Below are 26,534 nucleotides of genomic sequence, written 5' to 3'. Positions count from 1 at the left end.
AATTGGCACTGGTCTGTTTGCCGCTGCCAGCAATCCTGACCGGTGGCCGTTTCCGCTTTGCCCTGGCTGCGCTAGATTCGCATTTGCAACAGGATCGTCACCATGATCGTCCAGGCCTGTATCAACGGCGCCCGCCCCACCGATTTCCATCCGGCGCTTCCGCTCGACCCGGACGCCATGGCGCGTGATGGCGCGGCCTCGATCGCGGCAGGCGCGGCCGAACTGCATGTCCATGCGCGCGGCGCCGACCGCCAGGAAAGCCTCGCTCCGGAAGCGGTGGACCGGACGGTGGCCGCGCTGCGTCGCGCCTGTCCGGGCACGCTGATCGGCGTCTCCACCGGCGCCTGGATCGAGAAGGATGACAGGCGCACGCTTGCCGCCATCGCCGGCTGGCATGAACTGCCCGACTACGCCTCGGTCAATCTCAGCGAGGCGGCGGCGCCCGAAGTGATGGAAACCCTGCGCGGCCGCGGCATCGGTATCGAGGCCGGTCTGGCCTCGATCGGCGACGCGCTCAGGCTCGCCGCCCTCGACCATGGCGGCCGGGTGCTGCGCGTGCTGATCGAGATTTCCGAGCAGACGGTGGACGAAGCCTTTGCCGTCGCCGACGGCATCGAAAAGGTGCTCCAGCGCGAAGGCATACGACGTTCCATCCTGCTGCATGGCGAGAATGCCACCGTGTGGCCCTTCGTCGAGCGTGCGGCGGCGCGGAAGCTCTCGACGCGTGTCGGGCTGGAGGATGGGAAGCAATTGCCGGACGGAAGTGTGGCCGACGGGAATGCGGCGCTGGTGAAGGCGGCGGTCGGGATTTATCGCAGGGCGTGACTCGCTTCCCCGCCCCGCGACAGTGGGGGAGAGGAACCAAGGCCAAAAAGTCACCCAAACTTCGTCAGCGGCTCGGCCGTTATCTCGACCCATTCGCAGCGCCGGCTCTCGTGATAGAAGGATTGGAAGGGCGGCGGGAATGACGGGTCCGCGAATGCCCCTACTGGAATCGCAGTAAGACCGGGCTGCGTGTCGATGCGGTAGTGAACGGTGGTGCCGCAATCGGGGCAGAAGCTGTAGGTGACTCGCCCGCCCTGCTCGCCGGTGCGCGTGAACTGCAGCGCACGCCCATCTATCACCACATCGGCTTCGGCAAAGCGCACATTGTAGCTGAAAGCGCTGCCGGTGCGCCGCTTGCAGTCAAGGCAATGACACACCGAGATGCGCACCGGTTCGCCCATACAAGTGGCCGACAGCTGGCCGCACGAACATTCGGCGCGTCGCGTGACCATGCTGGCTCCTTTCGACCAACGGATCCGGCACCTTATGCAGTTCGGCGGCGCGGCGAAAGCATGCTGCGGTCGCCTCGTCTCCTACCCCTGCCAGGTCGCCAGGTCCGCCAGTATCCGCGCCTTCACCGCCGTGTCGGCATAGCTCGCATGCACCGACGTGGCGGCGAGCTGGCGGATGGTTTCGCTGTCCCAACCGAAGGTGTCGGCGCAGGCGGCGTAAGAGGCTTCGAGCGTCGTGCCGAGCAGCGCCGGATCGTCGGTGTTGATCGAGACCGGGACACCGGCCTTGCGGAGCGCATCGATCGGATGCTCGGCAAGCGAAGGATAGACGCCGAGCGCGATGTTGGAGATCGGACAGACGCCAAGCGGAATCCGCCGCTGCGCAAGCAAGTCTACCAGGGCCGACTCCTCGATCGCCCGCACGCCATGGTCGATGCGATCGGCACCGAGCAGTTCGATGGCGTCGCGGACACCTTCTGGACCACTCGACTCGCCGGCATGAACGGTCCGCCGCAATCCGGCCGCGGCGGCGCGCCGGAACGCCTCGGCGAAGCGCGGACCGGTGCGGCCTGCGGCCGCTTCGTTTCCGTCGATCGAAAGGGCAACGACGCGCGGGTGCCTGATCCTGCCCAGCAACTCCACCAGCTCGATCGCGTCCTCGGCCGACTGGGTGCGCAGCAGGCTGACGCAGAGCCCGACCGGCGGGTACCCATCCTGCTCGGCGGCCGCGAAACCCGCGTCGAAGGCGTCGATCATGCCGGGGATGTTCCGGTGCCAGTGCGGCCAGTGGGTCGGGTTGACGATAACGTCAGCGTAGCGTACGCCGCTCTTGGCCATGCGCCGCGCAAATTTATAGGCGGTAACGGCCAGTTGCTCGCGCGTGCGGAACGTGCCGCACAGCCAGTCGAGCATTTCGAGAAAGCTCTTCAGATCATGCGCCTCGAAGAGCCTGTCGCGCGGCGCGCGCAGCGGAATGCCAGCCTCCTCGCAATTCCTGATCACGTCGTCGGCCTCGAAGCAGCCCTCGACGTGGATGTGCACTTCGGCCTTCGGCAACCCGATGTAGTCGGTCAATGAAGCCTCCCGAGCTCGCGGCCGCATCAAATCACGAAAGGCGAGGTCAAGGCTTCAAGAAATGATTGAAAGATTTGTGCGGAGGTCGCACGGGAACTGGTTCCTCGCCCCCACGAAGTGGGGGAGAGGTGGCTCGGCGAAGCCGAGACGGAGCGGGGGAGCGCCCTACGAAGGCCCCCTCTCCGTCCGCTTCGCGGACACCTCTCCCCCGCCGTTGGCGGGGGCGAGGAAAGGCACTACTGCGTGTCCGCGTTGGCCCTCAGCTCGGCGCGCTTCTCATCCGACACAACCGCCAGATCCAGTACCTTCTGCAGACCAGCGGCATGGCGGAAGTTCGGCTCGGTCTGGGCGCCGCTCTTCACCGCATCGACGAAGCGCTGGTAGTTGGTCGGCACGGTGCCGGCGTCGAGCTCTTCCCATTTGGCGTTCTCGACATTCTCGCCGGCGCAGGCTTTGAGTAGCGAACCGTTCAGATTGTGCACCACCTCGATGCCGCCCTTGTCGCCATAGATGCGCAGCCGAAGCTCGTTGAGATGGCCGGTCGCCCAGCGGCTGGCATGCACCACGCCGAATGCGCCGTTGGCGAAATCGAGCATCATGGCGAAGCTGTCATTGGCGTCGAGCTGGTAGTCGCCGATGCGGTTGCCCGGTGCCTTGTCGAAGGCGCGCAGCCGGCAGAAGACGTGGTCGATGTCGAGGGCCGCGCCATAACTCGCGAAATCGAGAATGTGAATGCCGACATCGCCGAGCACGCCATTCGAGCCATGGCCGCGCGACAGCCGCCACAGCCATTTCGGATCAGTGCGCCAGTCGCCCCAGAATTTCGACACCAGCCAGCTCTGCAGGTATGACGCCTCGACATGGCGCACCGTGCCGATCTCGCCCGCCTGCACCATCTGCCGCGCCTTCTGCAGCGGCGCCACATTGCGATAGGTGAGATTCACCATGTTGACGACGCCGGCGGCTTCGGCCGCGTCGGCCATCTCACTTGCCTTGCCGAAATTCTCGGCCAACGGCTTCTCGCAAAGCACCGGCTTGCCGGCGGCGATCAGCGCCATGGTGGTCGGGTGGTGGATGCGGTCCGGCGTGACATTGGCGACCGCGTTGAAATCGCCCCAGTCGAGCGCCGCCTCCAGCGAGGTAAAGCGCTTCGGGATCTTGTAGGCATCGGCGTACTCGCCGACGCGGGCCGGATCGACATCGACGGCGCCGACGATGTCGACGCCCTCGATGGCGCTGAAGCGGCGGGCATGCTCCTGCGCCATCCAGCCGGTACCGAGTATCAAAAGCCGCATTGTGCTCCTCCGAGCGAATTGGTTCGATTCAATGATAGGTACGGATGTGGTCTAAGCGTTACGCGGTTCTAGACGGAAAACTGGATTCACCTCAGCGGAAGCCGGCCTCGCCGGCCGCATGCAGCTTGCCGCCGCGTTCGACGATCGGCTCCAGCGCCTTCTCGACCGGCACGTTCGGCGCATCGAGGATGGCCGGCTTCGACCCTTGCGGGTTGTGCGCCCACTTCACCGCATTGCGCAGCACCTTCTGGACGGTGGCGTCGTGATAGGTCGGATAGGTCTCGTGTCCGGGGCGGAAATAGAAGACGTTGCCGGCGCCGCGGCGATAGGTCAGGCCCGAGCGGAACACCTCGCCGCCCTGGAACCAGGAGATGAATACCGTCTCCAGCGGCTCCGGCACGGCGAACTGCTCGCCATACATCTCCTCGTTCTCGAGCTCGAAATACTCGCCGATGCCTTCGGCGATCGGATGGCTCGGGCTGGTCACCCAGAGCCGCTCGCGCTCGCCGGCCTCGCGCCATTTCAGCGTGCAGGGCGTGCCCATCAGCCGCTTGAAGATTTTCGAGAAATGGCCGGAATGGAGCACGATCAGCCCCATGCCTTCGAAGACGCGGCGGGCGACACGCTCGACCACCTCGTCGGCCACCGCGCCATGGTCCTTGTGGCCCCACCAGACCAGAACATCGGTCTCGGCGAGGCGGGATTCCGGCAGGCCGTGCTCCGGCTGCTCCAGCGTGGCGGTCGAGGCGGAGATCGCCTTGTCGGCGTTGAGCGCGCTGGCGATGGTCATGTGCATGCCTTCCGGGTAGATGCCGGCGACCACCTCATTGGTCCGCTCATGGATGTTCTCGCCCCAGACGACAGCGCGTATTGTCATGGATAGCCTCGTGAATGATTGTGAGGTGGAGCCGCCCCGCCGCTCATTCATAAAGGCTTCGGCGGGTATTGGAAGCGGATTTCAAGTGTTGGCTGGACGGGACCTTACGCGGGACGTCTGCCAGCGAGCGCGTCAGCCAGAAAGCTTCCTTCCGAAACAAAGACATAGACCCTTATGCCGCCAAACTGATTCAGCCTCTTGACCCAATTGGCAAGCGCCTTTTCCCGTGCGCAATATTGGCCATGGGCGAAGTGGTTGCAGGGGTAGCGATCTTTGCTTGTCTGGCCGGGGCCGCGCTGGTCAGCCTGATGGTGTATGAGCGCTTTCCCGCCCATCACCGCCAGGACGATACCAGCGCCGTGGTGCGGCTTGCCGCGAACCTCTTCGTGGTGATGTCCTCGCTGGTGCTCGGCCTGATGATCAACTCGGCCAAGAGCTCGTTCGAAACCATCGACCACAACGTCCACACCTTCGCGACGGAACTGATCCTGCTCGACCGCTCGCTCAGGCAATACGGCCCGGAGACCGGTGCCGCGCGCGCGTCGCTCACCGCTTACCTGCAGCGGTTGGTGGACGCCGCCTCGGACACGCAGAGGACACCGACGGTCGCCAACCGGTTGTCGGAGCTGCTGCTCAACCAAGTCGGCGACCAACTGACGGCCCTGAACCCACCCGAAGCGAGGCACGCCGCGACACTGCAAGTCGCGCAGCAGCAGCTTCAGAAGGTGATCGAGCAGCGCTGGGTGCTAGTCGAACAATCCGACGGCACGATCCCGGTGCCGCTGATCGCGCTGCTTGTCGCCTGGCTGATGCTGATCTTCGCCAGCTTCGGCTTCCGGGCGCCGCGCAACGGAACCATCGTCGCCACGTTCCTCATTTCCGGGGCGCTAGCGGCTGCGGCAATCTACCTGATCTTGGACATGGACACACCCTTCTCCGGCCCGATCCAGGTCTCGCAGGCGCCCCTGCAAAGGGCGCTGGCGGAACTGACCGAGTGAGATCACGACATATCGACCAACAGCTTCGCCGCCACCTCGGCGCCATCGGCGCGGACCAAACGGGCGACCTCGCTCGCGCGGATGCGAGTTTCAGATGCAAGCGCGGTCTCCAGCGCCGACGACAATGACTCCGCAGTCAGCGTCGGACCGTCATGCGCGGCGCCGATCCCGAGCTCGGCCACGCGCCGTGCCCAGTATGGCTGGTCGCCGATCTGCGGCACCACCACCTGCGGCGCCCCTGCCCGGCCGGCCGCAACAGTCGTGCCCGCGCCGCCATGGTGGATGACTGCCGCCACCTGGCCAAACAGCGCCTGCTGGTTGACATCGTTGACGGCGAAGCAATCGTCCCGGTCGTCGATCAGGCCGAGCTCGGCCCAGCCATGCGCGATGACCGTGCGCCTGCCCCTGGCGCGGATCGCCTCGATGGCAGCCCGGCCGGCCTCGCTCGCGACCGCAATGGAGCCGAAGCCGACATAGACCGGCGGCGGGCCGGCTTCGAGGAACGCCTCCAGCCCGTCGGGAAGCGGCCGCTTGTCGGCCAGGATCCAGGCGCCGGTCTGCATGGCGGAAGTCAGGTCCGAGGGCAGCCACGGCCCGAGCGTCGGGTCACAGGCGAGCAAAACAGGATCGCCGAAGACATAGTCGCTGACATTGTCCACCGCCGGCAATCCAAGCGACGCGCGGTGGCTGTTGATCGCTTCGCCGAACAGCGCGTTCTTGGTCGCGATATCTGTCTGCCACAGCAACCGATTGTCGGTCACCCCTGCCGGAAGCGGATGCACCGGATACTCATGCGGCCGGTGATGCGCCGACGGCAGCCAGATCGGACAGAAGGTGCCGAGGATGTAGCGCATGCCCTTTTGCTCGGCGACCAGCCGCGCCGCGGCACAGGACGGGAAAGGCCGCAGGCCACCACGGCATCGCAGCCTTCGGCGGCCGCCATGAGCGCATCGTATTGCCGGACGAGGATCTCGGCCGCCTGGCCGGAGATGAGCTTCGCCCGGCTCTCGGGCGAAGCGGCCGCCGAACGCCTGATCATCTCCTTTGCCCATTCGCGCACCGGCGCGAACGCCGGCACCAGCGGCACGCCGGCGCGGGCGCACAGCGCGGCAAATTCCTCATCGCCGGGGACACTCACCCGCACTTCGGCGCCGAGCGCCTGCAGCCGCTCGCCGAGCGCCACAACCGGCTCGACGTCGCCGCGCGAACCGTAGGTCGACAACAAAATCCGCATGCAAAAGCTCCCTTTCCTAAAAACTCAGGCCAAGGGCAGCGTACATACGCCATGGCCGCGGTCTTGCCGCAAGCCCGGGGTGCGCCATATCTATATCCTGGGAGGGGGCGTATATTTTTGCGCCCCCTCAATCTCGCCGATTTCGAGCTTTCCCACCGACAACGTGAGGTCGCCGCCGCTTCGCAGCGGCAAAGAACATGATCCGGCGGAAGCGGAAAGCGGCTATGCCGGCTTGATCAGCCCTGGCGTCCTTCCTGGGCCACCCGCGTGGGCGAACTGGTCAGGCGCGGGACGACGACGAGGCGCTTGATCTTGCCCTTCTTGTAGGCGGACAGGAAGCGGGCGTAGTCCTTGAAGACGAGACAGCCATTGGATTCGGCGCGGCCGCCGCGCAGCATGTAGGTGTGTGCGAGCAGGCCGTCGCGACCAAATTTATTCTTGCCGCTGGTCGGCGTCAGCCGGATCGCCTCGACGCCGTGGAAGCGCGATTCACGCATCGACAGATTGTAGGTGTCGGGCGGGGTCGGGCCGACATTCTTCTTATCGACGAAGCGCGGCTGATCGACCATCGAGCCGAAGCCCGAATGCGCCTCGAGCTTCGAGCCGTCCGGCATGTACACCGTCTTGGCCGAGATATCGTAGACGGCGACGCCATTGCCCATCGAAGGCGAGTTGAACAGGCTCCCGAATGCCCTGCCGAGACCGCCGCGCTCGGGCGTATCCGGCTTGGCGTAGGCGAGCATCTCCGAGGCTTGCGCCTTGCCGCGCTTGGTCGACCCGGTATCGATCGGTTTCGAGCCCTGCACGCCCGGAAGCGCCTGATCTGAACTTCTCAGCGAGCGCGGTGACCGCGGGCCTTCCGCGGTATCGACAGCGGCCGGCTGCGGTTTGGCAGCTTGGGGCTTCGCAGCCTGGGCTGTCTGTGGCTTGGGCGGCTCCGGCTTCCGCGCAGAATTCTGCTCGGGCGCCTCGGTCGCGCGCTCGAGCGTGGCGCGTGGTCTCAGACCCGGAACGGCGATGCTGTCGGGCAATCCGTCCTGCGGCGGCAGCGAGGCGAGCTGCACTTGTCCATCGTCAGCTTGTCCATCATCGGGGGCGCCGGCCGTCGCATCGGGCGCCTCGCCGTTGGCGAGCGCGACCGCGGTCGGCACGTCTACGGTCTCCTCGGGCATGACATTGGCGAGCGCCAGCGCCAGTTCGGAGGCGCGCTGGACGTCGACCTGACTTGAGCCGAAGCGCGCCTCAGCCGGGCCACTCTCTGCCGAACCGATCCGGGCCGGACCGGTCTGCGTCGATCCGGTCTGGGCATCGACGCCGAAGCGGCTCGCCGCCGGCAGGCTCGCAAGCAGGAAGGGCGCGTGCTCGGCGCGCTGGAAGGCATCGGCTAGTTTCTGCGGCGAAAGCCCGGCGCGCTTGATGACGCTGTCGAAACGGTCGGCGACGTCCGCGGCGGAGGCCACGACCATGGCCTTCTCATGTGTTGTACCGATCTTCTCATAAGCGACGCTGTTCGGCGCCACCGGCTTCAGCCGTGCGGCCTTACCGTCATGGGTCGGAGTCGAGGCGGTCAGCGCGGAGCGCTCAAAGCTGGCGGCGAGGCCGACGCAGCCGGCATCGCAGCCTCCGGTGAGCGAGCCCGTCTTATAGGCGCCGGCCGCGGCAAGGCGCGGCGCCCAGGCATTGGCGAGCTTGCGGCGCTGGTCGCCAAGCGCGATGCTGCGCGGCGCAAGCAGGCTCTGCGGCAATCCGTTGGAGGCGGCGGTGAGCGAGGTGCTCACAGAATAAAGGCCGGCCATGGTCGCGACCGACCATAGGGCAAGTGCCACGCCGATAGCGGGCACCACGACCCAGCGTTGGCCGGATCTCTTCGAAGTCAAACCCCTCTCAGGAGTGTCACCCCGGTTCTTCAAACGCAAAAACGCCATACGACCACTCTCAATCGGCATGCCGGTTTGCGGACCTGGCACCCGTCACGATCACAGTTCGCCTGGTGCCCCCTGCACCTTCACGCGTCTGTTGCCGATTGATTCAAAAGATGGACAAAGATGGTTAACCAATCCCTCCACCAGCCGCCAATTTGGCGACGGTCCATACGAAAAAGAGCCCTCCATGGTCTCCGCCACGGTAAAAAAGCTCCCCTTCGCCCGCTTTTGCTGCCCGTTTTTGCGGGCCGAGTCAAGCAAGCGCGAAGGTTCTACCCTCTCGGGCGATCGCCAGCTAAGGACGGATTAAGGTAAAAAAACGGCAGGAAGAACCTGGCGCGGCGAGGTGCGACAGCTGTTCGCAAGCGGAATGCGAAGCGAAATTCCGTGGCGTGAAGGAAGGCTCGTCGCATGCCGAAAATCAGGGACAGAGCTGCCAAGCCAGATCGCTTCACGCCCTGGCCGCGCGGCGCTTCGACAGCGACTGCCACAACTCCGCTTCGGCGGTGAAGCCGTTTTGGAAAGCTTCAATGACGTCGCAGGCAAGCTGTTTTCTTTGGTCCCCGTCCTTAAGGGCCAGACGGCGCTCGTTGCACAGCTGGTCGAATACCCTCTGGAGAAGCTCGAGCTCGACTGGTGTGAATACGCCGCTGTGCTTGGTGAAAGCCATGACGCTTCCCTCCCCCTAAATGGGCGAAAGCGCGATCTACTCTTTCAAGCGTCCGTGTGCCTCTGCTGGGTGCGGACGACAAGATATCCTACACCCTTCGAGGCGGCGTAGCGATTCCTTCGTAGTCGTAGAGCGGGTCCTCAAGCTGAGACACCACGATCGGCCAAGGTCCCGGGCCCACGAGGCCCTGGAGCTGTTCAGCCTTTGAATCGCTTACCCGATGCAACTATTTGTTTTCACGCATTTCCTGACGAAATCGCCGCGCGCTTTCCTGGAGTTGGTTCAAGAACCGGCAAGCGTCGCAAATTCAGCGCATTTGGTCCGGGCCGTCGGCAACCCCCACGTGATGCCGATAGACCATTCCCCAGCCCTTCCAGCCGGTGAACAGAAGGATAAGCACAACGATCAGCGACAGGACGAGGCCAATCGGGATCACCGCCGCCTCACCTTGGGCATATCGCGAGTACCAGTTGTAAAGTTCGATCAGGACGACGATCACGTTGCCGCCGGCGTGAAGCCATACGTCCCGAAGATTGCGGATCTGAGCATCGCCCACTATATCGGTCAGGCCGGCAAGAGCGGCCAGCGCGGCCATGATCAGACCGGCTCCCAGAAGCCAGAGCGAAGCGGTGACCCAGCCCGGATTGCCGGTCCGCCAGAAGATGAGGTCGCAAACGAAGCTCGCGACGAAGAAGGCAATCGGGAACGGTATCAGCATCGCATGAACAGGATGGCCGGCGATGCTTGCCGTGCTGTGCGGATTGTGGGGGATCGTGTGGTTAGCCATCGTAATGCCTCCCGGAGGCGTGGCGAGCGCCGCCCTCAGGCCATATCACAACGCATCACGGGCTTGGCGGCAAAGAGCCGGATACATAGCGAACTCCGGTAGCCTCGGAATGTTCCACAAGCTCGGCCGGTGCGGGCGCTTCAACGCCCGACAGCAACGACCGGCATAGCCCCATATGCCGTTGCGCGGATCTCGGTCGAAACCGAGCCAAAACAAACATTTATGTGCTAGTCTTGCGAGCCATCGAATGAACGGCGGGTAATCGCGATGTTGGAAACGGATAAGGTGTTCGCGGGCTCGGTTCCGGAAAACTACGACCGCTATATGGTGCCGTTGATTTTCGAGCCCTACGCCGCGGATCTGGCGCGACGGGCAGCGTCACTCTCGCCCGGCTCGGTTCTGGAAATCGCCGCGGGCACCGGGGTCGTCACCCGCGCGTTGGCGCCAAAACTGCCCTCCGGCGCAAGCTATGTCGTAACCGACCTCAGCCAGCCGATGCTCGATTACGCCGCTTCGCGGCAAGAACCCGACAGCCGCATCACGTGGCGCCAGGCTGATGCCCTGGCGCTGCCGTTCGAGGACGCGGCCTTCGATGTCGTTTGCTGTCAGTTCGGCGCGATGTTTTTTCCAGACCGCACGCTTGGCTACCGTGAGGCAAAGCGCGTGCTCAAGCCCGGAGGACGTTTTCTGTTCAACGTATGGGACCGCATCGAGGAGAATGACTTTGCGGACGATATAACGAACGCGCTTGCGAGGATTTTTCCGGACGATCCGCCGCGCTTTCTGGCGCGCACGCCGTACGGCTACCACGACACGGCACTGATCCGCCGCGAGTTGGAGGACGCAGGTTTCTCCCGAGTGGTGATCGAGACGCGGGCCGAACAAAGTCGTGCATCCTCGCCGCGCATTCCGGCCGTTGGCTATTGTCAGGGCTCCCCACTTCGCAACGAAATCGAGGCCAGGGACGCGGGTAAACTGGAAGCCGCGACGGATTATGCCGCATCGGTGATTGCGGACAGGCACGGCAGCGGCGAGGTCGCCGCCAAAATTCAGGCGCATGTCATAATGGCTGTGGGCTGAGGCAGTTTATCGAGCAAGGCGCGCATCGGCGAGACCGGGGACGGCTTTCGTCTTGCCGCTAAGCCGCGCCCCCAGCGTTAGCGTCTGCGGGAAATTGCGGACGACCGCCTCTATCAAGGCGGCACCGCCGGGGCCAAGGGCCAGCCGGGCGATGGCGTCAGCGGCATGGACCCGCGTCGAGAACAATCCCCGCCAGGCCGCCTCGTAGCGCCTGCCGGCCGCCTCGAGCTTCCCCTGCCCGTTTGCCGCCTCGCCGAGCTCCAGAGCCAGGAGCCAGCCGGACTGAAGCGCCATCGATATGCCCTCGGCGATGATCGGATGCGACTCGCCGGCGGCATTGCCGACGCGGAAGATGTCCGCTTCGTAGCCGGCGCGGATGCCGGGCCGGATCGGCCCGGCGGCAAGCCACGGACCGTCGCGGCGGGCCTGCTCCAGGGCTTCCCGCGCGCCCCGGCAGGTCGCCATGATGTGATGCTCGACGGCCTCGGCCGCCGAGACCTGGCCGCCGCCCTCGCGGGCAAGGCTGCCGCGCAGCCGGGCGAGCTTATCGCGCCTTATGCAGCAGGAGATCGACATGCGGCCGTGGTCGGCGAGCACCATGCCGCCATAGCCGCCTGGGAATGTTAGCAGCGGCATCAGGTCGGGCGGCAGCGATGATCCGGTGAAATGCGCCTTGAAGCCGAGCAGGTCCGAGGGGCGATTGACCTTTCCAAGCTGGCTCGGCAGCGGCCCCGGCTCCCACGAGCCGTGCGCGGCGACGATCACCGGCGCCCGCAGGATCGTCGCCTCGTTGCCGGAGCTGCCGCCTTTAGCCTGGATCCGTACCGCCTGGCGATCACCGTCGCGTTCGATGGCGACGGCGCGGCAGGGCTGGAAGACTTCAGCGCCGGCCGACCGGGCTGCATCAAGCAGCAAGGTATCCAATATGTCGCGGCCGAGCGCGCGGCCGAAGCCGTCTCTTGCCACGGGTCCGGCACACGCGCCCGGCATCGGCGCCTCGATGCGGGTGTCGCCGGAAAAGAGTCCGACCCGGCGGATTTCGGGACCGGCCTCGGCGCGCCAAGCATCGCTGATCCCCAACCTGTCGAGGAGCGCGAGGTTGCTTGCCGACATATATTCGCCGCACACCTTGCGGCGCGGAAACGCGCTCTTTTCCACGATCGCGACGGCCCATCCGCGCCGGGCGAGCGCCAGCGCCGCCGACGCGCCCGCCGGACCGCCGCCAATGACGATCGCATCGTGGGTGGATGGCCGCCTCATGCCGCATCCCCGGCCGGCATCTGCGCTTCGCCGACGAAGACGTGTGAGAAAAGCCCGGCGCGCCGCTCCTCGAGCGGGCTGCCGCCGGCGGCGCTCCAGAAGTCGGAAAGCTCATTGCCGCGAAAGCCGGCGCGCACGCTCTGGACGGCGTCATGCCGGGTGACGTCGTTGACGCCGATTGCCGGCAGAAGCCGGGCGGCGGTCAGCGCGAAGCCTGTCCTCAGCGGTTCCGACGCCAGGATGAGCGGAGCCTTGCGGCGCAAAAGCGAAAACAGGCGCAGCAGTCCGGCGTCGTCGAAATGATGCAGGAACAGGTTGACCGTGATCGCGTCGAAGCATCTGTCATCCGCCTGCTCCGCCCAGTCGAAGACATCGGCGGTGACGGTTTGGACCGTCCATCCCAGCGCGGCGAAATCCGCCGTGAGCTTCGGCGTGACGAGACCGACGCGATCGAGCATCGTCAGTTCCACGTGCTGCCAGTGCCTTGCCATGCGCCGCGCCACCTTCAGCATGGAGGTGCCGTCGCCGGCGCCGATCTCCAGGATGCGGCCGGGCGGCTTAGGCAGAAATTTCCGCAGCAGCGAGGCCATGATCGGCGCCTGGAACATCAGCGCGTTGATGCGGGCGAGATCGCGGCGCGAGCGAAGCGCCCGCGCATCGTCGGCCGCGAGCCCGTCCAAGATTTCTGGAGCGAGGCTGCGCTGGGCGAGCGCGGTCATGAGACCGTCCTGAACAGCATGGTCTCGGCCGTCAGCCCCGGTCCGAACGACATGCCGCAGCCGAGCAAGCCGCCCGGCTTCTTCAGCATCTCTTCCATCACGAACATGACCGTCGCCGACGACATGTTGCCGTATCGGCGCAGCACCTTGCGCGACGGCTCGAGCGCGGCAGGCCCGAGATCGAGCGCCCTTTCGACGGCGTCGAGAATGCTGCGCCCGCCGGGATGCACGGCCCAGAGGTCGATCGCCTCCGGCGGCCGGCCGCCAAGGATGGCGTCCTGGTTGCTTCGCAACGCTTCCTGGACCGCCGCCGGCACCTTGCCGGAGAGAAACATGTCGAAGCCCTGGTCGCGGATATCCCAGGTCATCAGTTCCCGCTGCTCGTCGGCGACGGCGCAGCAGAAGGAGTTGAGCTCGATGCCTGGCGGCTCGGCGGTGATGAGCGTCGCCGCGCAGCCATCGCCCCAAAGGCAGAAAGACAAAAGCTTCTCCAACTCGGTGGTTTCCCTGATGTGCAAGGTGCATATTTCGATATTGACCAGCAGAATCCTAGCCTCAGGATCGGAGCGGACGATGTGGCGGGCTAGCTTGAGGCCGCTGACCGCGGCATAGCAGCCCATGAACCCGATTATCGTGCGCTCGATGCCCTCTGGCAGGCCGCAGCGCTGAACCAGATCGAGGTCGATGCCGGGCGCGGAGAAGCCGGTGCAGGTGGTGACGATGAGGTGGGTGATGCGCGACGCCTCGTCGCCGAGATGCAGCCCGTCGACGCCGCTTTGCGCCAGGACCGGTGCAGCTTCGCTGAACATCGCCATTCTGGCGGCCGTTCCGGGAAACGCGCCGCGCTTGAAGGTTCCGCCGAGGTCGGCTGACGGCCCCTGGGGGTCAAGGGCGGGAGCAAAGCAAGAGAAGCGGTGCTCGATGCCGGCAAGACCGGCCATGCGTTCGAATATCCTCCTGCGATCGTCGGCCAGCATCGAGGCGGCGTAGCGCAGGTAGAACTGATGGACTTCATGCTCCGGAACCGCTGTCGCGATCCGGTTGATGTAGGCGTTGGCGGACATGTACTGTCTCCCTGGGCCTCGGGCGCGGTGCGAGCTGTTGCCGGGGGGTTCCTTGCTCATGAGCGCCGTCGTCAGGCGCCAGGCACTGAGCGTTGCCTGTTCGATAAACGTTTCGGAAAACCTGTTTCTTCCCTGACGTGTGATCCCGAACCTAAAAGGTTTGGAAGGGATGATAGGCAAAATCAAAGTGTTACAGCCCTTTCCGCGCCCTGGCAGGCAAGGACTTCGGGCCGATCACTTGCTGCCCTGGACCGCTCCGGGCACGATCAACGCTCCCTGATCGCGCTCCGAATATTTGAAGCCGATAAAGAACAGGGCGATGATGATGAGGCAGACCGCCAGCACGGTGGCGAGGATCCTTCCCGGGTTATCGGCAGGCGGTTTGTCTTCCATGGCAGTTCGCCTCGCATATAAACCCTGCGAGAGCGGCAAGGGTTCCGAGTTCCAGCCGCGTTCGTCGGATAGGGAATGCCGAGCGTCCTGCCGCAATCACGTGACATCGATGACGACCATCAGTCCGCCGCCGCCCTTTTCCTCGACATTGTTGTTCGTGGTGTGATGCGGGATGTGGCAGTGGATCAGCCACTTGCCGGGTCGTTGCGCCTTCCAGATGACATCGTAGCGCTGGCCCGGTCCGACATTGACTGTGTCGGCAAGGAAACGGGCCGAAGGGGAAACCGTTTCGCCATCGCGGGCGACGACCTCGAACGGGCCGCCATGGATGTGCATCGGGTGGATGAAGCCGTTGTTGGTGCCGATGAAGCGGACCTTCAGCGTCTCGCCGACCTTCATGCGGATCGTATCGGTCGAGGGATAGGCCTTGCCGTTGATGGTGAAGAAATTCGGCATGCCGCCGTCCATCGGCATCGAAGGATAGGTCAGCCCTTCCCGCACCAGCCATTCCTGCAGCTCGATGACATAGTCATGGTCGGCGGCGACCTCGTCGGCGGGATTGATGGGATCGATGATCAGCGCGCCGTAGAGGCCGAGCGCCTGGGTGCGGTCGGGCCTGGCGTGCGGATGATAGAAATAGGTGCCGTGCTGGGTGGCCGTGAATTCGTAGGAATAGGTTTGCCCCGGCTCGATCGGCGCTTGTGTGATCTCGGCCGGACCGTCCATCTGGTTGGGCAGGATCAGGCCATGCCAGTGCACCGTGGTATCCTCCGGCAGTGCGTTGGTGACGTTGATGCGGACGCGGTCGCCCTGGCGGATATGGATGCGCGGTCCCGGGATCTGGCCGTTATAGGCATAGGCGTCGACCGTCACGTCCGGTAGGATCTGCCAGCGGACCACCGAGGGCCTGAGCTCGAACACCTTTACCCCGTTCTCCACGCGAAACGGCAGATCCTGGTCGCCCTTGGCCGCGAGGCCGTAGGAAGCGGTCACCTGGCGCGGATCGGCCGCCGCCATGTCGCGCATGGCGTCGCCCGGCGTGTCGCGGTCCATGATCATGCCGCGCGGCATGATCACCCCGCCGACGTCGCGGGCCGAGAGCCTGAGGTTCAGCCAGTTCGCCGGCGCCGCCATGCCGATCGCCAACGCCAGCGCCGACACAGCCCCGAGTGCCGCGATCTGCGGCATGGTCGCGTCCGAGCGCATGTGATGGCCAGCAGCGCGCTGGCCCTTCCGAGAGGCCGCGCTGTGTTGGTGATGACCATGGCCGCCCGCGTCGGCCATCTGCATCTGCGCATGCTGCTCGCCGGCAGGACGACGGGCTGCCCCCGTCTCCCGCTCGGTCATCAGCCCATGCTTCAGGCCGCGCGCGACCAGCCAGACATTGGCAGGATAGGCAAACGCGAAGCCGGCGATGACGCCGAGCGACATCACGCCCCAGAACAGCAGCTCGGTCGGCTCCATGGCGCGCATGTCGCGGCCCATCATCAGGAAGCTCATGACCGGCGCCATGCCGGCCATCATGAAATTCATGGAGATGAATTCGGGCAGGAAGCTCTTCTTCACATTGTCCCAGTAGCTGCCGCCCATCATCGATTTCATGAACAACGACTGGAAGATGAACAGGCCGAAGGCAAAGCCGGCGAGGTATTCGACGATGAGGTCGAGCCACATCGGCAGGCCGAGCGTGGCGGTGACGACCGCGGCAAGGATGATGCCTGTGGCATCGCCGGCGACGCAATGGATGGTAGAGCCGACGCCCTGCTTCCAGAGCGGGCCGGTGAAGGCCTCGTGCTCGCCGGGACGCGGCTCCTTGTCAGCAAGCACGTAAAGCAGCAGACCGATCGGGCCCATATAGAGCGTCACAAGGATGAAGCCCCATTTCATCACCACCGGTTCGGGATTGTTGCGGTACTGGTCGAAGCCGACATAGAGCGTCGACGCCGCCGCGAGCACGAACCAGGCAAGGAGGAAATAGTCGATCGGTTGGATGAGCAAGATGCGCCTCTGCTCGATGAAACGGCTGGTTGCATCCCCTGCGCATGAACGCGGCCGGGGCCACTACGATCCATTCGCCGGAAAATTCCGGCGCAGGGCCTCGATCGCGCTTGACCTTCCAGCAACTGGAACCCTTAGCGTCCGGGGCGAGGCCGTTCGGCGGGACCTTCTGATCGAGATCGAGGAGAAAAAAATGCATCGACGCGGCTTTCTGGCGGCAGGACTGGCGGCGGTTCTGGCGAGCCCACGCGCGCTGGCGCAGATGAAGATGGACGGCATGTCGAACATGGACTCCATGCCCGGAATGGATATGGGTGGCCATGCCGGCCATGACATGGGCGCCATGGGCCAAGGCCCAGCCGCGCTGCCCGAGGGCGAGGCGCTGCGCGAATTGCCGCTGCTTGCCAACGAGGCCGGGCAAACCGGGCTGTTCAAGGCGAGGCTGACGGCGGGACCCGCCACGGCGCGCTTTGTCGCCGACAAGGACACGCCGATCCTAGCTTATAACGGGACCAGCCCGGGCCCGCTGATCGAGGCCTATGAGGGCGACCGCGTCGAGATCACCTTCGCCAACCGGATCGAGGGCGAGCCAAGCACCATCCACTGGCACGGCATGCCGGTGCCTGCCGACCAGGACGGCAATCCGATGGACCCCGTGGCGGCGGGCGCAGACCGCGCCTACGCCTTCGAGCTGCCTGAGGGCTCGGCCGGCTCCTACTGGTATCATCCGCATCCGCACGGCAAGACGGCCGAGCAGGTCTATCGCGGCCTTGCCGGCGCCTTCGTCGTCAAAGCCAAGGCCGATCCGGTTCCGGCCGAATACGGCGACACGGTGCTTATGTTCACCGACCTTCGCCTTGCCGCCGACGGCTCGATGCCCGCCAACACCATGAACGACGTGATGAACGGCCGCGTCGGCGACCATGTGCTGGTCAACGGCCAGAAGAACCCGCGGCTCGCCGTGGCGATGGGCGCGAAGCGTCGCCTGCGGCTCTACAACGCCACCAATGCGCGCTTCCTCAGGCTCGCCTTCGCCAACGCCGCGATGACGGTGATCGGCAGCGACGGCGGCCTGCTTGAGGCGCCGGTGGCGGTCGACGAGATCCTGCTCAGCCCGGCTGAGCGCGTCGAACTGGTCGTCGCCTTCGACAAGCCGGGTGCGGCAACCCTCACCACGCTCGATTACGACCGCGGCTGGATGGGTCCGGGCAGGCCGGCGGACGCCGGACTGACGCTGCTGACGGTCGATGTCTCGGATACACCGGCTGAAGCGATGCCGCCGCTGCCCGAGCGGCTGAGGCCGATCGCGCCGCTTGGGGCTCCCACGGTCAGCCGCCGCCTCGTCTTCACCGAGACCATGGCGATGAACGCCACGGGCATGGAGATGGGCTTCCTGATCAACGGCAAGGCCTTCGACATGCAGCGTGTCGACATCGTCGCCAAGGCCGGCGAAACCGAACTCTGGGAAATCGTCAACCACGCCGACATGGATCATCCGTTCCATGTTCACGGCACGCAGTTCCAGGTGATCGAGCACGAGCGCGACGGCAAGATCTCAAATCCGCCCTGCCTGGCGTGGAAGGACACGGTCAACGTGGCGCGCGGCGAGACGGTGCGGCTCATCACGCGCCAGGAGCGGCCGGGACCGCGCATGTATCACTGCCACATCCTCGAGCATGAGCAGCTCGGCATGATGGGCGTTGTCGACGTTAAGGTGTAGGAGGTCTTCGTCGTGAACATCGGCATCGCATCGGAACGCTCCGGCCTGCCTTCGAAGACGATCCGCTATTACGAAGATATCGGCCTGGTGAGACCGGACCGCACGGATAACGGCTATCGCGACTACTCGGTGGCCGACATCCACGAATTGCGCTTCCTGCAGCGCGCGCGCAGCCTCGGCTTCTCGGTCGACGAGTGCCGCCAGTTGCTGTCGCTCTATCAGGACCGCAACCGCGAAAGCGCCGACGTCAAGGCGATCGCCGAGGCCAAGCTGGCGGAGATCGACAGAAAGATCGCCGAGCTCGCCAGCCTGCGGCGCCTGCTCAGCCACCTGGTCGAGCATTGCCAGGGCGACGACCGACCGGACTGCCCGATCATTGACGAGCTGGCCAGAGAAGGCACGGCGCATTGAGGCGGCGACATATGCTCGTGGCGGCACTGCTGACGCTTGCCGCAGCACCCTCACCAGCGGCAGCCGGTGGCGCCGCCGACACGCTCGTCGAGGCGCGCCAGGCCTCGATGAAGGAGATGGCGGCCGCCGCGAAAGCGATCGTTGAAATGTTCGATGGCAAGCGCGCTTATGACGCGCCCGGCTTCAAGGCTGCGGCGAAGACGCTCAGCGTCCGCACCGGCCCTGCCCTGATCGCCGAATTCCCCGCGGGTACGCTGGGCGCGCCGTCAGGCGCCAAGCCGGAAATAGACCAGGCCCGGCCGGAATTCGAGGCGCTCGCCCGCCATATCGGCCGGCTCGCCGAAGCGCTCGCCGCCAAGGCCGACAACGCGCCGCCTGGGATCACCGGCGACATGCGCATGGGCGCCACGCTGCCGATGGATGGCGGCAGCCTGCTCGGCAAGCGGCCGGGCGCGGCGCAAGCCGACCCCGCCGGCATGCCGGCCGAACATCTCCTGCATCTCATCCTGCAGGATTGCTCGAGCTGCCATTCGAAATTTCGTCAAAAGGTGGAGTGAGGTACGCCCTAAACCGCGCGATGATCGGCAGGCACCGTTCTGCACAATTAGATCAGGTTGTGCTAATATGTAGTGCCATGCTCATGCGTGCATGACAGGTTTAGGGAGGATGCGATGAAAACGATGAATCGCAGGTCTGCTATCGCTCTCGGCGTGACGGCTGCCGCGATGGCGCCCCTGTTCACAACGGCAACGTTTGCGAAAACCAAGAAATACGGCCCGAAGGAAGGCAAGGAGATCGCGCCCGGCGTCAGGATGGTGGAAGTCGGCACCGGCAATTCCGACATTCCCGCCTATAAGAGCATCGCGATTGTCGACGTGGTGTTTCAGCCCGGAGCACACGCGCCTCAAAGCGTGATGCCTAACGACATGGTGTGCACCATTACCTCCGGCGCATTCACCATCAAGAAGGTGGACAAGGAGTTCAAGCTCAAGGTCGGCGACGTGTACACCTGCGCCAAGGGCAAGACCGATGAGGCGACGAATACGAGCAAGGAGGTCGGCGTCCATCGCATCGCCATGCTGATCCCTGCGTAGAAAGAGGAGCGGTGCGGCGTCCGGGTCGGATCGCCGAACCGCTTCAATCATTTTTTGCGTAATTCCGGACCCTGGCGACCTGCCAAGGGCGGCCGGAGAGCGGCGTCGCGACTCGCAAGGCCACGAAGACGCCGGCGCCTCGGTGCGCTCAGCCGGCCATGTGGCGGCGCACTACCTTCCACTCCTGCCAGATCAACCACATGACGATCGCATCGAAGACGGTCAGCGCGAGCAGGCCGGGCGAATGCGTGTAGGAGTAGCGGTAGACCTGATAGACCATGAAGGCGCCTAGCGCCGCGAGCGAGGCCGGATAGGCCCACAGCTTGCCGCGCAGCAGGCCAATGACCAGAAGCAGCTTAATCAGGCCGTGGCTCAGCAGATAGAAGGCATAGAAATGTTTGCTGGCGACTGAGAACTGGCCCGCCATCTGCGACAAATGGCTGGCTATGAAATCGTTCGGATCCTCGATCAGTTCCTCCTGGGTGAACATGTTGACCCAGGAAGCGATGGTATCGGTGGTGACGAGGTAAAGCAGAATGCCGCCGACGCACTCGATCAGCGCATGGGCACCTTTCAGCCATATGCTGACCTCAAAGAGCTGGTGAATGCGATGCTCTTCGGCGGGCTTCAACGATCGACCTCACGACAAACAAGGGAAGCCAGACAAGAATGGACGCTTCGCTCACGCACTGGATCAACTCGGCTGCCGGCATCAGTCCGCTCCTTGATAGGACATTGATCGCCATCTCACAATTCGGCGTGCCGCTGATGGTGATCGCGGTGGCGGTGCAGTGGTGGTCGAGGACCGACCGACAACATGTGCGCCATGCCTGCCTGTCCGCCGGCCTCTCCTTCCTGCTGGGTCTTGGCATCAACCAGATCATCCTGCTGTTCGTCCATCGAATCAGGCCCTACGACGCCGGCGTCACGCATCTCCTCATCGCGCCCAACGCCGATTGGTCGTTCCCGTCCGATCACGCAACCGCCAGCATGGCGATCGTCGCCGCCTTTGCCATGCAGGCGCTGCCGCGCCGGACGCTTGCCCTGTTCGCCGCGGCGCTGTTGATCTGCTGGTCGCGGCTCCATATCGGCATCCACTATGCCGGCGACGTCGTTGGCGGCGCCGCAACCGGGGTCGCCGCCGCTATCGCGGTGCGGCTTGCCTACCGCGAGAACTCCCGGCTGGACACGCTGGCGACGAGGATACTCTGAAGCGCGGCGCGCCACGTTGCACCGGCATGATCCCGAAGTAACTGGCCAAGGCAACCCGAAGGCGAACCCGGAAGCTTCCGGGAAGGACATCGCCCGCGCAGCCTTCAAACCGTCATCGCAAATACTTGAGGAGACTTGAAAGGGTCAACGGAATCGCCCCGATCAGTCCATCCATATTAAGTTTCGCTAATGCAACTTTGAGAGTAATATCCTGCCCGACGCGTTCCAGGTCCTCATGGGACAGCAGCCAACTCCAAAGAGCGGGAGCTGACCGTTGCGACGCGCCGATCGAACTGGCGCTCGCGAAGGAGTAAGCCATGCGCATCCATTCGAGCCATGTGTTCCTGGCGGCCCTTGCCGCCACCTGGGCATCCGCCGCGCCCGCGGCCGACAAAAGCGAAAAGCAGCTGATTGCGAATGCGATCTCGGCGGCGCCGAAGTCGGTCGGCAAGAACGCCGCCGTCATGAACTGGGATATGAAGACGCTGAAGAAGGGCACGAACGGCTTCACCTGCTTCCCGAACGACCCGGGGACGCCCAGCGACGATCCGATGTGCGTGGACGAAAACGGGATGGCGTGGATGCAGGCCTACATGAAGAAGCAGGCGCCGCCGGAAGGCAAGGTCGGTTTCGCCTATATGCTGAAGGGCGACAGTGCGGCCAGCAACACCGACCCCTTCGCGACCAAGCCGCCCGAAGGCGCCGACTGGCTGCATGACGGGCCGCACGTGATGATCATGAACTCACCAGCCCTGATGGCCATGTATCCGCACGAACCGGATCCGACCCAGCCCTATGTGATGTTCCCCGACACACCCTACGCGCATCTGATGATCCCGGTGAAGTAGCCGGTGAAGCCGGTTTCCGCCCGGCCAAGCGATAGAGCGGTTCAGTTATTTGATGGAAACTCTGAACCGCTTCAACGAGCATCTAAAGACCGAGCGTAGCGGCCGCCAGCGCCAGGTATCGGCCAGCCTTGGCGATGGTGACGATAGCGAGAAAGCTCCATAGGGGCTCGCGCAGCACGCCGGCCATCACCGTCAGCGGATCGCCGACAACCGGAGCCCAGCTCAGCAGCAGGCTCCATCTCCCATAACGGTGGTAGCGCGCTGCCGCGCGGTCAAGCGCGGCAGGCTTTGCGGGGAACCATTTGCGGTCGCGGAAGCGATCGATACCGCGGCCCAGTAGCCAGTTGACCGCCGAGCCAAGCACATTCCCGATCGTCGCGACCAGAACCAGCGCGCCCGGCGAATGGGTCCCGGCCATGAGCAGGCCGACCAGCACCGCTTCCGACTGCAGCGGCAAGATGGTCGCCGCGGCGAAGGCCGCCAGGAAGAGTCCGCCGAAGGCGGCAAGGTCACCAAGCATTGCGGCCCGTCAATTCGCCTTTGATCATTTCGGATGCCGATCATCGACGACCTGGGGCACAAAGACCATCGCTCCGCCGCGATTTTGGGCGGCGCGCATCACAAAAGTGACGTTCTGGCCACGTTATATGCCGGGTTCATGCAGCCAACACAGGGTTCCGGTCATGGATGCCAGCGAACTGCAGGCCATAGGCGATACGTTGATGCGCCTCGTCACCCCCGACATGACACCAAAGGAGCTGGTCAAGGCCGTCCGCAAAGTGCATCCCGACGCCAAGAAGAAGGACATCGCCCGCGCCGCTTTCCACGCCATCATCGCCAATGCCGACCAGGATCTCGGCAAATCGCGAAACCTGCAGGCCTTCGCGCTCGCCGAACGCACCCAGCAGGCGGAATAGCGACGACCGACGATAGCTGCAAATTGCACCGATCGAATTGTGAGAAAATTAATCAGCGATTTCTAATATTATGGGTCAACCGGCAACGGACTCCGGCGACGGACCCATGACCAAGAACCTCGGCAACGCCAAGCCCAACGCTCCGGTGCGGGAGACAAAGCCCTCGCCGTTCAGCAGGATGGCGCCGGCGCTGTTCCCGCTGTTGGTCGTCGCGCTCGGCTATTTCGTCGGCAAGCAGTTCTTCGGATTTTAAAGCGGGCGCGCTTCCGGCTTCTTCGTTCTGCAGCAAACCGATTGCAATATGCAATCAGGCTGTGCATCCTTGGCGATCGAGCAAGCCAGAAGGAAGCGCCGGTGGCGAGGATCATCTATTCCATGCTGATGTCGCTGGACGGCTATATTGCCGGGCCGGACGGAAGCATCGACCTGCCGGTGCCCGAGGAAGAGCTGCACCGGCACTTCAACGAGGACATGCGGCTGACCGCGATCGCGCTCTGCGGGCGGCGCCTGTACGAGACGATGCGCTTCTGGGACAGTCCCGACCGGAAGACCGGCGCCGAAGAGGTCGAGCGCGACTTCGCCCACGCCTGGCGGGAGACGCCGAAGATCGTCTTTTCGACGACCCTGCGCGCGGTCGGCGCCAATGCCCGCCTGGCGGATGGTGACGCCGTAGCGGTTGCAAGGTCGCTCAAGGCGGAGACGGATGGCCAGATCAGCGTCGGCGGCGCCGAACTGGCCGGGCATCTGGCCCGCGCCGGCCTGATCGACGAATACCGGCTCTACATGCATCCGGTCGTGCTGGGCGGCGGCAAGCCATATTTCCAGCATGGATTGTCGCTCGCGCTAAGGCCGCTTGGTACGCAAAGCCTTTCGCAAGGTGTGACGCTGCCGCGCTACGCGCCTGCCTGAAGCGCGTCGCGATCTTTCAGATTTGCTCCATGCGCTTTAGGGTTTTGATTTTACACATGTCTTTACCCGAAACCGGTTCCACTTTCGGGAGACATGCTTTAAGCGCCGCAAGTTCACGCCGGCCAGCCGAAGCGGGATCAGGAAAGCCGCCGCTCGGCCGTTTGCGCCGCCCGTGCTGCTTTGGTCTTAGGGCCTAGGTCGTTCTTGCCCTTGCATGAGCACGAGCGCATGTTCGAGAAAGCCGGCAGGCTCGCAAACTCCGGTCAGGCCCGGCCGCCGAACCCAATACACCCCCCCAGGCTGCCGGGCCGCCGGCGCGGCGGACGCTTGCGCAAGCAGCCTTCGACCACATCACATCCGATCCGAACCATGCCGGACATGTCCCGGCCTCGCAATTCGCCTGAACGCGTTCGAGACGCGCTGGCGTATCGTTGCGCAAGCGGTGCGACATATCGAAGTCGAATTCCGCCGAGCATGCCCTAAAGCGCGTCGCGCGGATTCGGGCGACCGCTTCAGGTCCTGTTTCTATGCATGTCGTTTTCGCAAAACCGCTGCACTCTTTGCGCGACATGCATTAACCACGGTTTCGAAACCTGTCTTTTTTACACAACCGCCGGCGGTTTCTCGATATTCTTATTTGCGATGTCGAATCGGCGGGCATCCGGCGACTGCTCTCCTACTAAAGACTAATGCGCTGATGCTTGCGGCAACCCTTCGCACGTTAAATCGTATTGCTGTTCAAGGATGCAATTCTTGGGGCAACGAGCTGGAGCTGCACATGGTGGCAGGCGAACCAGACAGTGTCCGCGTAAAGGGCATCAATGGCCAGTGGATCGTGCGCGTCGTCGAGGGCGGCAGGCTGACGCAGCAGGTGTTCGACATTCACGCGGAAGCCGAAGCCTTCGCCGAGGAGGAACGCCACCGGCTGGGCCTGCCTGGCGAACCGCCGGCCGAGGAGTTCTTCGAGGTAAAGCGGCGCGGCGGGCGCGGGCGCTGACACGATCCGGCACGCAAGCTCCTGGCACGATTGGATCCACCCCCGCGACGGGGTGGTTTGCACTTGGTGCGAAAATGCGGGAACAATCGGCGGACGGGGAAGTGCTGCCGATGTGCAATCTCTACAACATCACCACCAGCCAGGAGGCGATCCGCCAGTGGACGCGCGCGCTGCGCGACATTTCGGGCAATCTCGAGCCTTCGGTCGACATCTATCCCAACCAGCCGGCGCCGGTGGTGCGCAACTCGGCCGACGGCAGCCGCGAGCTTGCCATTCTGCGCTGGGGCATGCCGACGCCGCCCGAGCGGGTGCGCGGCAATGCCGATTCCGGCACCACCAACATCCGCAATCCGCAATATGCCCACTGGCTGCCATCGAGAACCGCTGCGTTGTGCCGGTGACGAGCTTCGCCGAGCCCTCGCCCAAGCCCGGCGACAAGGATCCTGAGACCGGCGTGCAGAAGAATTTCTGGTTTGCGCTGAGCGAGGAGCGGGCGCTGTTTTTCTTTGCCGGCCTGTGGACGCCGTGGCATGGCGTCCGCAAGGTGAAGGAAGGTCCAGGCGACCACGAGCTCTACGGCTTCCTGACAACAAGGCCCAATGCGCTGATCGCTCCCATCCATGAGAAGGCGATGCCTGTGATCCTGACAACGCAAGAGGAGACCGAGCTGTGGCTCACCGCGCCATGGTCGGAGGCGAAGACGCTGCAACGCCCGGCACCTGACGATGCGCTCGCGATCGTCGAGAAGCCAGCGACGCAGATCAAGTTTCCGGCGGAACCGCCGGTGCAGGGATCATTGTTTTAACCCCTCGCCTTCTGCAGCACCCAGATATAGCCCTTGGGCGGGTGATCCTGGTCGATGAACTGGGTCTTCACCTCCGTGTCGCTGCGGCCGCAACGCTTGCAGCGGAAGCGGATGGCTTCGAGCGGCTTATTCCAGCCGACCACCTTGGCCACGTCGTTCGCCTTGAAGCGGCCGACGTGGTAGCAGTGGCGGCATTCGACGACGAGCAGCATGTTGGCCTTGGCCGCCCGGCCAACGCTGTCCATGGGTCCGGCCATTTTCTCATGTCCGGTCTGAATAATCCTCGGGCAGTGGCAACAGGCCGAGCCAGGCGGCGCGGAAATCGGGCTCCCGGCCCGCCACCGCGCCCATCACCTCATGCAGCCTCTCCACCAGGCCGCTGAGCCGCCAGTACATTTCGCCGTTGGTCTTGAGGTTGAGCTGCGCCGCCAGCACTGACTGACGCAGCTCCAGCGCGTCACGAATGATCGCCTCCGCCTCCGACCGGAACAATCTGTCATAGCGGCTTTTCCGTCTGCCCAATGCGGCTCTCCGTGATCTCGAGCAACCGCCCCATCTCCTGACAAAATAGGAACCCATTCCTCAGCGAGTCAATTCGCCCTTGACATTTTTGTTCCCTTTTTGTTCACATGCTGATATGAACTGAAGGGGAGCAACGGAGATGGACCATATCGTCAGGCTCGACAGCCGCCAGGAAGCGGCGCTTCAGGCGATCGCGGAGCGCTTCATTGCCCAGCACAAGGGCGACCCGGTGAAGGCGCTGAAGGAGATGATCGTGCTCAACGGCCATCTGCAGGAGCGGCTGGATGCGCTCGGCACGGGACGCAGAGGCTGCGCGTTAGGAAGCTAGTGCGCGATGGGTCGGCGCTCTACGGCGCCCCCCTCTGGCCTGCCGGCCATCTCCCCCACTTGGGGGGAGATTGGCAGCTCTATCGCCAACGCTCTTCCTGCAACGCTGAAGATTGGCGAAAGC

At 64.4% G+C, this 26,534-nt stretch carries 32 protein-coding genes and 1 pseudogene; 15 read left to right on the top strand and 18 right to left on the bottom strand.

Going from position 1 to position 26,534, the window contains the following annotated elements; translation table 11 throughout:
* Nucleotides 1-102 precede the first annotated feature (102 nt).
* A complete protein-coding gene (locus tag RFN30_RS03935) occupies nt 103-825 on the top strand; it encodes a 3-keto-5-aminohexanoate cleavage protein (protein WP_320260802.1) in 723 nt (240 codons plus the stop codon).
* A gap of 50 nt (nt 826-875) precedes the next feature.
* Here RFN30_RS03935 and RFN30_RS03930 read toward each other — a convergent pair whose 3' ends face one another.
* From RFN30_RS03930 to RFN30_RS03915, 4 genes are all read right to left on the bottom strand, one after another.
* Complete coding sequence (locus tag RFN30_RS03930; protein WP_320260801.1) at nt 876-1,277, bottom strand: GFA family protein; 402 nt, start codon at nt 1,275-1,277, stop codon at nt 876-878.
* A gap of 81 nt (nt 1,278-1,358) precedes the next feature.
* Nucleotides 1,359-2,351, bottom strand: a complete 993-nt coding sequence (gene add / locus RFN30_RS03925; RefSeq protein WP_320260800.1) for an adenosine deaminase — start codon at nt 2,349-2,351, stop codon at nt 1,359-1,361.
* 236 nt (nt 2,352-2,587) lie between these two features.
* On the bottom strand, nt 2,588-3,646 hold the full coding sequence (locus RFN30_RS03920) for a Gfo/Idh/MocA family protein (RefSeq protein ID WP_320260799.1): 1,059 nt from the start codon (nt 3,644-3,646) through the stop codon (nt 2,588-2,590).
* A 91-nt stretch (nt 3,647-3,737) separates the two neighbouring features.
* The gene (locus RFN30_RS03915) at nt 3,738-4,523 is read right to left on the bottom strand and encodes a ThuA domain-containing protein (protein ID WP_320260798.1); all 786 of its coding nucleotides are present in this window, start codon (nt 4,521-4,523) and stop codon (nt 3,738-3,740) included.
* Nucleotides 4,524-4,765: 242 nt separating this feature from the next.
* On the opposite strand from RFN30_RS03915, the gene RFN30_RS03910 reads away from it, so the two are divergent.
* Entirely contained in the window at nt 4,766-5,521 is a 756-nt protein-coding gene (locus tag RFN30_RS03910; protein ID WP_320260797.1) for a bestrophin-like domain, read from the top strand.
* 2 nt (nt 5,522-5,523) lie between these two features.
* On the opposite strand, the gene RFN30_RS03905 is transcribed toward RFN30_RS03910, so the two are convergent.
* From RFN30_RS03905 to RFN30_RS03885, 5 genes are all read right to left on the bottom strand, one after another.
* The gene (locus tag RFN30_RS03905) at nt 5,524-6,375 is read right to left on the bottom strand and encodes a glycosyltransferase (protein WP_320260796.1); all 852 of its coding nucleotides are present in this window, start codon (nt 6,373-6,375) and stop codon (nt 5,524-5,526) included.
* On the bottom strand, nt 6,279-6,755 hold the full coding sequence (locus tag RFN30_RS03900) for a glycosyltransferase (RefSeq protein ID WP_320260795.1): 477 nt from the start codon (nt 6,753-6,755) through the stop codon (nt 6,279-6,281). Before RFN30_RS03900 ends, RFN30_RS03905 begins: the two co-directional genes overlap by 97 nt.
* 236 nt (nt 6,756-6,991) lie before the next feature.
* A complete protein-coding gene (locus tag RFN30_RS03895; RefSeq protein WP_320260794.1) occupies nt 6,992-8,632 on the bottom strand; it encodes a DUF2778 domain-containing protein in 1,641 nt (546 codons plus the stop codon).
* A 496-nt stretch (nt 8,633-9,128) separates the two neighbouring features.
* Nucleotides 9,129-9,347 carry an RNA-binding protein gene (locus RFN30_RS03890; RefSeq protein WP_320260793.1) on the bottom strand — a complete coding sequence of 73 codons (219 nt, stop codon included), beginning with the start codon at nt 9,345-9,347 and terminating at the stop codon, nt 9,129-9,131.
* 307 nt (nt 9,348-9,654) lie between these two features.
* On the bottom strand, nt 9,655-10,134 hold the full coding sequence (locus RFN30_RS03885; protein ID WP_320260792.1) for a DUF2231 domain-containing protein: 480 nt from the start codon (nt 10,132-10,134) through the stop codon (nt 9,655-9,657).
* Nucleotides 10,135-10,401: 267 nt separating this feature from the next.
* On the opposite strand from RFN30_RS03885, the gene RFN30_RS03880 reads away from it, so the two are divergent.
* On the top strand, nt 10,402-11,214 hold the full coding sequence (locus RFN30_RS03880) for a class I SAM-dependent methyltransferase (RefSeq protein WP_320260791.1): 813 nt from the start codon (nt 10,402-10,404) through the stop codon (nt 11,212-11,214).
* A gap of 6 nt (nt 11,215-11,220) precedes the next feature.
* Here RFN30_RS03880 and RFN30_RS03875 read toward each other — a convergent pair whose 3' ends face one another.
* From RFN30_RS03875 to RFN30_RS03855, 5 genes are all read right to left on the bottom strand, one after another.
* Nucleotides 11,221-12,474, bottom strand: coding sequence for an NAD(P)/FAD-dependent oxidoreductase (locus tag RFN30_RS03875; protein ID WP_320260790.1), 1,254 nt, complete (start codon nt 12,472-12,474; stop codon nt 11,221-11,223).
* Entirely contained in the window at nt 12,471-13,193 is a 723-nt protein-coding gene (locus tag RFN30_RS03870) for a methyltransferase domain-containing protein (RefSeq protein WP_320260789.1), read from the bottom strand. Before RFN30_RS03870 ends, RFN30_RS03875 begins: the two co-directional genes overlap by 4 nt.
* Nucleotides 13,190-14,257 (bottom strand): type III polyketide synthase, encoded by a 1,068-nt coding sequence (locus RFN30_RS03865; protein ID WP_320260788.1) that lies wholly within the window; start codon nt 14,255-14,257, stop codon nt 13,190-13,192. The genes RFN30_RS03870 and RFN30_RS03865 overlap by 4 nt, the downstream gene beginning before the upstream one ends.
* 234 nt (nt 14,258-14,491) lie before the next feature.
* Entirely contained in the window at nt 14,492-14,650 is a 159-nt protein-coding gene (locus RFN30_RS03860) for a hypothetical protein (RefSeq protein WP_320260787.1), read from the bottom strand.
* 96 nt (nt 14,651-14,746) lie between these two features.
* Nucleotides 14,747-16,648 carry a multicopper oxidase domain-containing protein gene (locus RFN30_RS03855; RefSeq protein WP_320260786.1) on the bottom strand — a complete coding sequence of 634 codons (1,902 nt, stop codon included), beginning with the start codon at nt 16,646-16,648 and terminating at the stop codon, nt 14,747-14,749.
* A gap of 193 nt (nt 16,649-16,841) precedes the next feature.
* Here RFN30_RS03855 and RFN30_RS03850 point away from each other — a divergent pair, with 193 nt between their 5' ends.
* The 4 genes from RFN30_RS03850 to RFN30_RS03835 all read left to right on the top strand — a co-directional run bounded on the left by RFN30_RS03850 (nt 16,842) and on the right by RFN30_RS03835 (nt 19,873).
* A complete protein-coding gene (locus tag RFN30_RS03850) occupies nt 16,842-18,368 on the top strand; it encodes a multicopper oxidase family protein (protein ID WP_320260785.1) in 1,527 nt (508 codons plus the stop codon).
* 12 nt (nt 18,369-18,380) lie between these two features.
* Nucleotides 18,381-18,779, top strand: coding sequence for a Cu(I)-responsive transcriptional regulator (gene cueR / locus RFN30_RS03845; protein ID WP_320260784.1), 399 nt, complete (start codon nt 18,381-18,383; stop codon nt 18,777-18,779).
* A gap of 11 nt (nt 18,780-18,790) precedes the next feature.
* On the top strand, nt 18,791-19,336 hold the full coding sequence (locus RFN30_RS03840; RefSeq protein ID WP_320260783.1) for a cytochrome c: 546 nt from the start codon (nt 18,791-18,793) through the stop codon (nt 19,334-19,336).
* A 114-nt stretch (nt 19,337-19,450) separates the two neighbouring features.
* Nucleotides 19,451-19,873, top strand: a complete 423-nt coding sequence (locus tag RFN30_RS03835; RefSeq protein ID WP_320260782.1) for a hypothetical protein — start codon at nt 19,451-19,453, stop codon at nt 19,871-19,873.
* Between the two features lie 148 nt (nt 19,874-20,021).
* Here RFN30_RS03835 and RFN30_RS03830 read toward each other — a convergent pair whose 3' ends face one another.
* Nucleotides 20,022-20,504 (bottom strand): DUF2127 domain-containing protein, encoded by a 483-nt coding sequence (locus tag RFN30_RS03830; RefSeq protein ID WP_320260781.1) that lies wholly within the window; start codon nt 20,502-20,504, stop codon nt 20,022-20,024.
* 38 nt (nt 20,505-20,542) lie between these two features.
* Here RFN30_RS03830 and RFN30_RS03825 point away from each other — a divergent pair, with 38 nt between their 5' ends.
* Together RFN30_RS03825 and RFN30_RS03820 are read left to right on the top strand one after the other, a co-directional pair.
* Nucleotides 20,543-21,085 (top strand): phosphatase PAP2 family protein, encoded by a 543-nt coding sequence (locus RFN30_RS03825; RefSeq protein ID WP_320260780.1) that lies wholly within the window; start codon nt 20,543-20,545, stop codon nt 21,083-21,085.
* Between the two features lie 317 nt (nt 21,086-21,402).
* On the top strand, nt 21,403-21,933 hold the full coding sequence (locus tag RFN30_RS03820) for a hypothetical protein (protein WP_320260779.1): 531 nt from the start codon (nt 21,403-21,405) through the stop codon (nt 21,931-21,933).
* An 82-nt stretch (nt 21,934-22,015) separates the two neighbouring features.
* Here RFN30_RS03820 and RFN30_RS03815 read toward each other — a convergent pair whose 3' ends face one another.
* Complete coding sequence (locus RFN30_RS03815; protein ID WP_320260778.1) at nt 22,016-22,453, bottom strand: YqaA family protein; 438 nt, start codon at nt 22,451-22,453, stop codon at nt 22,016-22,018.
* Nucleotides 22,454-22,616: 163 nt separating this feature from the next.
* On the opposite strand from RFN30_RS03815, the gene RFN30_RS03810 reads away from it, so the two are divergent.
* From RFN30_RS03810 to RFN30_RS03790, 5 genes and pseudogenes are all read left to right on the top strand, one after another.
* Entirely contained in the window at nt 22,617-22,850 is a 234-nt protein-coding gene (locus RFN30_RS03810) for a hypothetical protein (RefSeq protein ID WP_320260777.1), read from the top strand.
* Nucleotides 22,851-22,956: 106 nt separating this feature from the next.
* On the top strand, nt 22,957-23,103 hold the full coding sequence (locus RFN30_RS03805) for a hypothetical protein (RefSeq protein WP_320260776.1): 147 nt from the start codon (nt 22,957-22,959) through the stop codon (nt 23,101-23,103).
* 101 nt (nt 23,104-23,204) lie between these two features.
* Nucleotides 23,205-23,759, top strand: coding sequence for a dihydrofolate reductase family protein (locus RFN30_RS03800; protein ID WP_320260775.1), 555 nt, complete (start codon nt 23,205-23,207; stop codon nt 23,757-23,759).
* Between the two features lie 778 nt (nt 23,760-24,537).
* A complete protein-coding gene (locus RFN30_RS03795; protein ID WP_320260774.1) occupies nt 24,538-24,756 on the top strand; it encodes a hypothetical protein in 219 nt (72 codons plus the stop codon).
* Nucleotides 24,757-24,866: 110 nt separating this feature from the next.
* Nucleotides 24,867-25,561 (top strand): annotated as a pseudogene (locus RFN30_RS03790) (SOS response-associated peptidase).
* On the opposite strand, the gene RFN30_RS03785 reads toward RFN30_RS03790, so the two are convergent.
* Both RFN30_RS03785 and RFN30_RS03780 read right to left on the bottom strand, forming a co-directional pair.
* Complete coding sequence (locus tag RFN30_RS03785; RefSeq protein WP_320260773.1) at nt 25,558-25,818, bottom strand: hypothetical protein; 261 nt, start codon at nt 25,816-25,818, stop codon at nt 25,558-25,560. The pseudogene RFN30_RS03790 and the gene RFN30_RS03785 overlap by 4 nt on opposite strands.
* A 4-nt stretch (nt 25,819-25,822) precedes the next feature.
* Nucleotides 25,823-26,083: a hypothetical protein gene (locus RFN30_RS03780; RefSeq protein WP_320260772.1), complete on the bottom strand. Its 261-nt coding sequence runs from the start codon at nt 26,081-26,083 to the stop codon at nt 25,823-25,825.
* A 139-nt stretch (nt 26,084-26,222) separates the two neighbouring features.
* Here RFN30_RS03780 and RFN30_RS03775 point away from each other — a divergent pair, with 139 nt between their 5' ends.
* On the top strand, nt 26,223-26,411 hold the full coding sequence (locus tag RFN30_RS03775; RefSeq protein WP_320260771.1) for a hypothetical protein: 189 nt from the start codon (nt 26,223-26,225) through the stop codon (nt 26,409-26,411).
* Nucleotides 26,412-26,534: the final 123 nt, after the last annotated feature.

The organism is Mesorhizobium dulcispinae (assembly GCF_033977345.1).
In the GTDB taxonomy this organism is placed as follows: Bacteria; Pseudomonadota; Alphaproteobacteria; order Rhizobiales; family Rhizobiaceae; genus Mesorhizobium; species Mesorhizobium dulcispinae.
This window is presented reverse-complemented; position numbering and strand designations above follow the sequence as displayed.

Excerpts from the sequence above, each read along its gene's own strand:
- RFN30_RS03910 (WP_320260797.1), top strand. The coding sequence starts at position 4,766 with ATGGGCGAAGTGGTTGCAGGGGTAGCGATCTTTGCTTGTCTGGCCGGG.
- RFN30_RS03935 (WP_320260802.1), top strand. The coding sequence starts at position 103 with ATGATCGTCCAGGCCTGTATCAACGGCGCCCGCCCCACCGATTTCCAT.
- RFN30_RS03870 (WP_320260789.1), bottom strand. The coding sequence starts at position 13,193 with ATGACCGCGCTCGCCCAGCGCAGCCTCGCTCCAGAAATCTTGGACGGG.
- RFN30_RS03840 (WP_320260783.1), top strand. The coding sequence starts at position 18,791 with ATGCTCGTGGCGGCACTGCTGACGCTTGCCGCAGCACCCTCACCAGCG.
- RFN30_RS03785 (WP_320260773.1), bottom strand. The coding sequence starts at position 25,818 with ATGGCCGGACCCATGGACAGCGTTGGCCGGGCGGCCAAGGCCAACATG.
- RFN30_RS03820 (WP_320260779.1), top strand. The coding sequence starts at position 21,403 with ATGCGCATCCATTCGAGCCATGTGTTCCTGGCGGCCCTTGCCGCCACC.
- RFN30_RS03825 (WP_320260780.1), top strand. The coding sequence starts at position 20,543 with ATGGACGCTTCGCTCACGCACTGGATCAACTCGGCTGCCGGCATCAGT.
- RFN30_RS03805 (WP_320260776.1), top strand. The coding sequence starts at position 22,957 with ATGACCAAGAACCTCGGCAACGCCAAGCCCAACGCTCCGGTGCGGGAG.
- RFN30_RS03920 (WP_320260799.1), bottom strand. The coding sequence starts at position 3,646 with ATGCGGCTTTTGATACTCGGTACCGGCTGGATGGCGCAGGAGCATGCC.
- RFN30_RS03795 (WP_320260774.1), top strand. The coding sequence starts at position 24,538 with ATGGTGGCAGGCGAACCAGACAGTGTCCGCGTAAAGGGCATCAATGGC.
- RFN30_RS03835 (WP_320260782.1), top strand. The coding sequence starts at position 19,451 with ATGAAAACGATGAATCGCAGGTCTGCTATCGCTCTCGGCGTGACGGCT.
- RFN30_RS03890 (WP_320260793.1), bottom strand. The coding sequence starts at position 9,347 with ATGGCTTTCACCAAGCACAGCGGCGTATTCACACCAGTCGAGCTCGAG.
- RFN30_RS03860 (WP_320260787.1), bottom strand. The coding sequence starts at position 14,650 with ATGGAAGACAAACCGCCTGCCGATAACCCGGGAAGGATCCTCGCCACC.
- RFN30_RS03875 (WP_320260790.1), bottom strand. The coding sequence starts at position 12,474 with ATGAGGCGGCCATCCACCCACGATGCGATCGTCATTGGCGGCGGTCCG.
- RFN30_RS03810 (WP_320260777.1), top strand. The coding sequence starts at position 22,617 with ATGGATGCCAGCGAACTGCAGGCCATAGGCGATACGTTGATGCGCCTC.
- RFN30_RS03905 (WP_320260796.1), bottom strand. The coding sequence starts at position 6,375 with ATGCGCTACATCCTCGGCACCTTCTGTCCGATCTGGCTGCCGTCGGCG.
- RFN30_RS03850 (WP_320260785.1), top strand. The coding sequence starts at position 16,842 with ATGCATCGACGCGGCTTTCTGGCGGCAGGACTGGCGGCGGTTCTGGCG.
- RFN30_RS03865 (WP_320260788.1), bottom strand. The coding sequence starts at position 14,257 with ATGTCCGCCAACGCCTACATCAACCGGATCGCGACAGCGGTTCCGGAG.
- RFN30_RS03915 (WP_320260798.1), bottom strand. The coding sequence starts at position 4,523 with ATGACAATACGCGCTGTCGTCTGGGGCGAGAACATCCATGAGCGGACC.
- RFN30_RS03815 (WP_320260778.1), bottom strand. The coding sequence starts at position 22,453 with ATGCTTGGTGACCTTGCCGCCTTCGGCGGACTCTTCCTGGCGGCCTTC.
- RFN30_RS03930 (WP_320260801.1), bottom strand. The coding sequence starts at position 1,277 with ATGGTCACGCGACGCGCCGAATGTTCGTGCGGCCAGCTGTCGGCCACT.
- RFN30_RS03880 (WP_320260791.1), top strand. The coding sequence starts at position 10,402 with ATGTTGGAAACGGATAAGGTGTTCGCGGGCTCGGTTCCGGAAAACTAC.
- RFN30_RS03900 (WP_320260795.1), bottom strand. The coding sequence starts at position 6,755 with ATGCGGATTTTGTTGTCGACCTACGGTTCGCGCGGCGACGTCGAGCCG.
- RFN30_RS03885 (WP_320260792.1), bottom strand. The coding sequence starts at position 10,134 with ATGGCTAACCACACGATCCCCCACAATCCGCACAGCACGGCAAGCATC.
- RFN30_RS03775 (WP_320260771.1), top strand. The coding sequence starts at position 26,223 with ATGGACCATATCGTCAGGCTCGACAGCCGCCAGGAAGCGGCGCTTCAG.